The sequence below is a fragment of the Streptomyces pathocidini genome (genome assembly GCF_001418495.1).
Classification (GTDB): Bacteria; Actinomycetota; Actinomycetes; order Streptomycetales; family Streptomycetaceae; genus Streptomyces; species Streptomyces pathocidini.
The window spans coordinates 1-5,790 of sequence record NZ_LIQY01000213.1 but is presented as its reverse complement, the minus strand read 5'-3'; the positions used below and the strand labels follow the sequence as shown (position 1 = coordinate 5,790).

Annotated in this window: 6 protein-coding genes and 1 pseudogene; 1 reads left to right on the top strand and 6 read right to left on the bottom strand. The window is 74.5% G+C overall.

Annotation, left to right across the window (positions count from 1 at the left end; all coding sequences use genetic code 11):
* The coding region (locus AOK16_RS12080; RefSeq protein ID WP_338058486.1) for a hypothetical protein at window positions 1–575 on the top strand (575 nt) is incomplete at its 5' end.
* 120 nt (window positions 576–695) lie between these two features.
* Here the strand turns inward: AOK16_RS12080 and AOK16_RS12075 are convergent.
* From AOK16_RS12075 to AOK16_RS12050, 6 genes and pseudogenes are all read right to left on the bottom strand, one after another.
* Window positions 696–929, bottom strand: a complete 234-nt coding sequence (locus AOK16_RS12075) for a hypothetical protein (RefSeq protein WP_055472260.1) — start codon at window positions 927–929, stop codon at window positions 696–698.
* Window positions 930–1,111: 182 nt separating this feature from the next.
* Complete coding sequence (tsaE, locus tag AOK16_RS12070; protein ID WP_055472262.1) at window positions 1,112–1,564, bottom strand: tRNA (adenosine(37)-N6)-threonylcarbamoyltransferase complex ATPase subunit type 1 TsaE; 453 nt, start codon at window positions 1,562–1,564, stop codon at window positions 1,112–1,114.
* 131 nt (window positions 1,565–1,695) lie between these two features.
* Window positions 1,696–2,904, bottom strand: a complete 1,209-nt coding sequence (locus AOK16_RS12065; protein ID WP_055472259.1) for an alpha/beta fold hydrolase — start codon at window positions 2,902–2,904, stop codon at window positions 1,696–1,698.
* A 336-nt stretch (window positions 2,905–3,240) separates the two neighbouring features.
* Window positions 3,241–4,425: an alanine racemase gene (alr, locus tag AOK16_RS12060; protein WP_055472258.1), complete on the bottom strand. Its 1,185-nt coding sequence runs from the start codon at window positions 4,423–4,425 to the stop codon at window positions 3,241–3,243.
* Window positions 4,426–4,545: 120 nt separating this feature from the next.
* Window positions 4,546–4,965, bottom strand: a complete 420-nt coding sequence (locus AOK16_RS12055) for a L,D-transpeptidase family protein (RefSeq protein WP_079101285.1) — start codon at window positions 4,963–4,965, stop codon at window positions 4,546–4,548.
* 47 nt (window positions 4,966–5,012) lie between these two features.
* Window positions 5,013–5,720 (bottom strand): annotated as a pseudogene (locus AOK16_RS12050) (hypothetical protein); the annotation flags it as partial.
* Between the last annotated feature and the right edge of the window lie 70 nt (window positions 5,721–5,790).

Genomic DNA, 5,790 nt, shown 5'->3' with positions numbered 1-5,790 from the left:
GTTCGGGGACGATCGTGGCCGGCATCACCGCCGCCGGCCTCGCCACCGTCGCCTTCTTCGCCTACCAGGCGAACGCCACCGCCCCCGCACACCCCCTCAAGGCCCGCACCGGCTCCACCGCCGCCGCCGACGGCTCCGGCAAGACCGCCGGAAGCGACGGCGGCGTCCGCAAGAAGGCCGAGAAGAAGCAGGCGCACCCCGTCCCCGCCAACTCCGGCAGCGGTCTGCGCATCGTCTACGCGCTGAACGCGCAGCGCGTCTGGCTGGTCGCCAAGGACGAGACCCCGCTCCGTACGTTCAAGGTCGCCCGCAGCTCGGTGAGCCCGGCCCCCGGCCAGTACGCGGTCACCTCGCGCGCCACCCGGATCCCCGGCTCCGACGGCGTGGCGGTCGAGCACGTCGTACGGTTCGCCGCGGTCGACGGCGTCGTGATCGGCTTCAGCGCCGCCGTGGACGGCTCGATGCCCGACCCGTATGCGGAGCGGAAGACCGGCGGCATCCGCTCCAAGCGCCCGGACGGCAAGGCGCTGTGGGACTTCGCGCCCGTCGGCACCAAGATCATGGTCGTCGCCTGAGCCACCGGCCCCCGCCACCAGCCTGAGCCACCGGCCCAAGCCACCCGAAGGGGTTACGCGGCACCGCTCCCCGGGCCCATCCCCCACCGACCCATCCCCTACCGGCCCCACTCGAAGGGGTTACGCGGCGGCGTCGCGCCGCTCCCCGTCGTCCCCGGCGGGCCCGGCCGCCACCGGCCCATCCGCCACCGTCGGCGCCTCCGGCGGTGTGGACACGGCGGTCGCCGCGGCACAGGCCGCCAGCAGCTGGCTCATCGACGGCAGGGCCGGACCGATCCGCTCCGCGCACTCCTCGCGATCGGCACCCGATGGCCCCGGGCTCAGCTCGTCAGCGGTGGACTCATGGCTCGGCATGGGTGCCTCCAGGAGGGCGGGCTCGGGGACGCCGGCGGATCGCCGACTGCCAGGTTAGGCAGACCTAACCTAGATGCTGTCTCCATGTGACCACGCCCCGTACCGCCCGCGCAACATCTTGCCGACGTCTTGTCGGAACGTCCACACGAAGAGCGTCCGCGCCCCGCTGCAGGCCGCGCGCCTCACCCCGCCAGCGGCGCCAGATCCACCGCCGCCCACCGCGCCCCGACCCCCGCGACCGTCACCTCGCGCACGTCGTTCTCGACCGTCTCGTCCCCCTCGGCCCGCCCGATCAGGACGTGCAGCCGGTCCTCCGACAGCTCCTCGACCTTGCCCTCGCCCCACTCCACGACCACCACCGACTCCGGCAGGGACACGTCGAGGTCGAGGTCCTCCATCTCGTCGAGGCCACCGCCCAGCCGGTACGCGTCCACGTGCACCAGCGCGGGCCCGCCGCTCAGCGAGGGGTGTACGCGCGCGATGACGAACGTCGGCGAGGTGACCGCGCCGCGCACGCCGAGCCCCTCCCCCAGCCCGCGGGCCAGCGTGGTCTTGCCCGCGCCGAGCGGGCCGCTGAGGAGCACGAGGTCACCGGGGCGCAGCAGCCCCGCGAGTCGCAGCCCCACCTCGCGCATGCGCTCCGGCCCGTCGACCGTGAGCCGGAGGGCGGAGTCGGCCGAGGCGGCGGAGAGGGCAGGGGCTTCTTCCGGGGTGTCGTCCACAGATGCGGTCCGGGAGTCGTACGCGGCGTCCATACCCGCCGATGTTACGGCGCGCGGACGGCCTGCCGGGCGGCTCCGGTCCCGGCCCGCGCCAGCAGGTCGGCCAGCCGGTCCGTGACCGTCTCCGGGTGCTCCAGCATCACGAGGTGCCCCGCGTCCGGTACGAGGACGAGCTCCGCGTCCGGCAGCAGCTCCGCGATGGCCTCGCTGTGCGTGCTGGGGGTGACGAGGTCCTCGGTGCCCGCCAGGACGAGGACGGGCAGGTCGGTGAAGGCGGCCAGCGCCTCCGACTTGTCGTGCTCCTGGAAGGCCGGGTAGAACTCCGCGACCACGTCAATCGGGGTGGACTCGATCATCCGCTCCGCGAAGCGGGCGACCGCCGGGTCGATGTCGCGCGAGCTGAACGAGTAGCGCTTGATCAGGCCCGCGAAGAGGTCCGCGGTCGCCCGCCGCCCCCGCTCGACCAGGTCCACCTGGGAGCCGAGCGCCTTGAGCACGCCGGGCAGGAAGCGCCGTACCGCGTTGACCCCGGCGACCGGGAGGCCGTAGTTGACCTCGCCGAGCTTCCCCGCGGACGTGCCGACGAGGGCGACGGCCGCCACCCGCTCGCGTATGTACTCGGGGTAGTGGGCGGCCAGGGCCATGACCGTCATGCCGCCCATCGAGTGCCCGACGAGCACGACCGGACCCTCCGGGGCGGCCGCGTCCAGGACCGTCTTCAGGTCGCGGCCGAGCCGGTCGATCGTGACGGGGTTGCCGTCGGCCTGCGCCATGCCGCGGGCCGAGCGCCCGTGGCTGCGCTGGTCCCAGTGGACCGTGCGGACCACGCCGTGCAGGGCGGCGCGCTGGAAGTGCCAGGAGTCCTGGTTGAGGCAGTAGCCGTGGCAGAAGACGACGGTCACGGGTGCGGGCTTGCGGCGCCCGAACAGGCGGCGCCTGCGCGGGGATTCGCCGCCCTCGCTCGCCACCTCGTCGACCTCGTAGTAGAGCTGGGTGCCGTCGTCGGCGGTGGCGCGCCCCGGGGTGCCGCGGAGTTCGCCGTACGGGCCCGCGGCGTCGAGCGCGAGGCGCGCCTTGCGGCGGACGTCCCGGCCGACCGTCAGCCGCTCGATCGCGACGCCGGCGGCGGCGCCGGCCGCGACCACGCCGATGGCCGCCCCCGCGATGCCGGCGGCCACCCCGGCCCGCCGCCAGCCGGGTCCCGCGGCTTCGGCCGCCGCGGCGATCGCGTTCCCCGCGGTCTTCTCACCCATGATCGTGCCGCTCCTCGTGCCTACGTGCCCGCGCGGCACCCTGCCGCCCCCGTCGCATCGTGACCTACCACGGTGCCGTACGGATGCCCGGGGAGGGGCGCAAAGATGCCGTGCCGTTGCTCACTAGGAGGACGCCGGATTTCGTCCCGCGGTTGGCTGCGGGCCGGGGCCACCGGTTCACCGGACCACGGACAGCGGGTCCGCCGGGTTGTGGGCGCGGGTCCCCCCGCGCCGGCGGGCGACGTGTCCGCCGCGGGGCGGAGTGTTCGCCGCACGGTGGTCAGTCGGAGTGTCCGGAGCGGGGTCCGCCGCGGGGCGGTGTTCGCCGCACGGTGGTCAGTCGGAGTGTCCGGGGCCGTTTACGTAGACGCGGGGGACTCTTTGGCCGATGCGGGTGACGATTTCGTAGGCGATGGTGCCCGCCGCACGAGCCCAGTCCTCGGCGGTCGGCTCACCCCTGTCCCCGGGCCCGAAGAGCACCGCCTCGTCGCCGACTTCAGCGGTGTCCCCGCCGAGGTCGACCACGAACTGGTCCATGGCCACGCGCCCCGCGACCGTACGCCACTTGCCCCCCACCAGCACCGGCCCGCTCCCGGACGCGTGCCGGGGGATGCCGTCCGCGTAGCCGACGGGGACGAGCGCGAGCGTCGTCTCGCCGGGCGTGACGTAGTGGTGCCCGTAGGACACGCCGTGCCCCGCCGGCACCCGCTTGACCTGCGCGATGTCCGCGGCGAGCGTCATCGCGGGCCGCAGCCCGAAGTCGGCGGGCTGCCCGATCTCCGGGCTCGGCGAGACGCCGTAGACGGCGATCCCGGGCCGTACGAGGTCGAAGTGCGACTCGGGCAGCGTCAGCGTCGCCGGCGAGTTGGCCATGTGGCGCACCTCGGGCGCGAGCCCCGCCCGCTCGGCCGCCGCCACCGCGTCGCGGAAGACGGCCAGTTGGGCGGCGATGGAGGGGTGCCCCGGCTCGTCGGCGCAGGCGAAGTGGGACCACACGCCGGTGACCGCCAGCACCCCCTCGGCCTCGGCGGCCCGCGCGGCACCGACGAGTTCCAGCCAGTCGTCGGGCGCGCAGCCGTTGCGCCCGAGCCCGGTGTCGATCTTGAGCTGTACGCGGGCGGGCCGCCCGCCCGTACGCACCGCCTCGACGGCCTCGCGCAGCGCCCACATCCCGCTGACCGAGACGTCGATGTCCGCCGCGATCGCCTCGCCCCACGGCCCGCCGGGCGTCCACAGCCAGCACAGCATCCGGCCGGTGTCCCCCGCCGCGCGCAGCGCCAGCGCCTCCTGCGGGGTGGCGGTGGCCAGCCAGCTCGCACCCGCCTCCCGCGCCGCGCAGGCGCACGGCACGGCCCCGTGCCCGTACCCGTCCGACTTGACCACGGCCATCAGCTCCGAGCGCGGCGCGCGGTCGCGCAGCGCTCGGACGTTGGCCCGCACGGCGGCCAGATCGACCACGGCGCGGGCGCGCGTCGGAGGGGCGGAGGAGCCGGTGGCGCTCGCGCCGGAGTATGCAGTCATCACGGCCAGTTTCTCACCCCGGACCGGGATGGATGGGCCGGTCCGAACCGGGACAGACGCCACCGGCCGGAACCGCGGGTGCGGCTCCGGCCGGTGGTCACGGCTCAAGGACGGACTCGGTCACGTACCCGGGCGGCGCCCCCACACGTAGACCGGGGAGCCCATGTTCAGGATGTCCCACAGGCCCGCCGCCTCGTCGTAGCGGAGGTTGACGCAGCCGTACGAGCCCTCGGTCGGGTCGTAGATGTTGCCGAAGACGCCGTGGAAGGCCTGGCCGCCGGCGAAGAACTGGGCGAAGGGCATCGGCGAGTGGTAGATCGTCGAGACGTGGTCCCTGCTGCGCGAAGAGATCTGGTGCCAGCCGGTGCGGGTCGGGTAGCCCGGCTTGCCGCTGCGGATGGGGACCGGGCCGAACACGACGTCGCGGCCCGCCTGCACCCACATCAGCTGGCGCGGCAGGTCCACGCAGGCGACGCGCGCGTCGCGCACGGGGCACTTGCCCTCGGCGTTGGGGTTGGCCCGGGCCTGGATCAGCCGCATCACACCGGCGGTGGCGGGGCCGGCGAAGCCGACCGCGGGCCGGATNNGGCCTGCTGCTGGTAGGGGCCGGCGGGGGCGGTGCAGGGCGGCAGACGGTCGTCGCGGCCCTCCTCTTCATCGTCCCTGAGCTCCTCCTGGAGGCACTCCTCGTACTCCTCCTCGTCCTCCTCGTACTCCCGGCAGGCCCGCTTCGCCTGCTGGAGCTTCTTCTTCTCCTGGAGCTTCTCCTTCTTCTCGCTCGGGTCCTCCGGGCGGGTCGCCTGGGCGAACTCCGGCGGTACGTACTCCACGATCGGGTCGCCGGCGGCGGGCGTCCCGCGCTGGGGAACGGGAGGCTTGGCAGGCTTTTGCTTCGCGGGCTTCCGCTTCGCGGGCTTCTGCTGGGCGCCGGGCTTCGGCGGCGGAGCCTTGCGGATGGTCGGCTTCGGGTGGTTCCGGAAGCCGTCCGCGAGACCGAAGTCGCGTCCGCCGTGGCCGCGTTGACCGTCCATCAGCGGGGGCAGGGCCTGGTCGGGGGTGTCGACGTGGACCTCGCCCGGCGCCAGGGGAATGCCCGGTACGAGGGCCTCGAGCGGTACGACGGACTGGTCGCCCGCCGTGCGCTTACCGCTGGCGCGGACGCCGGGCGGCGGTTGGTCCGCGGCCGTGGCCGAGGCCGCGCCGAGACCGCCGGCCACCAGGGGCAGCAGCGCTGTCACCGCGACGGCGGCCGCGAGGGGCCGCCGTCTCTTCTTCACCTTCACCGCTGAACGCATTCCGTTCCCTCTCCGCAGCGGGTTACGACACGGGCTGCGCGACGGTTGCCGCCATCCCGAACGCATCACC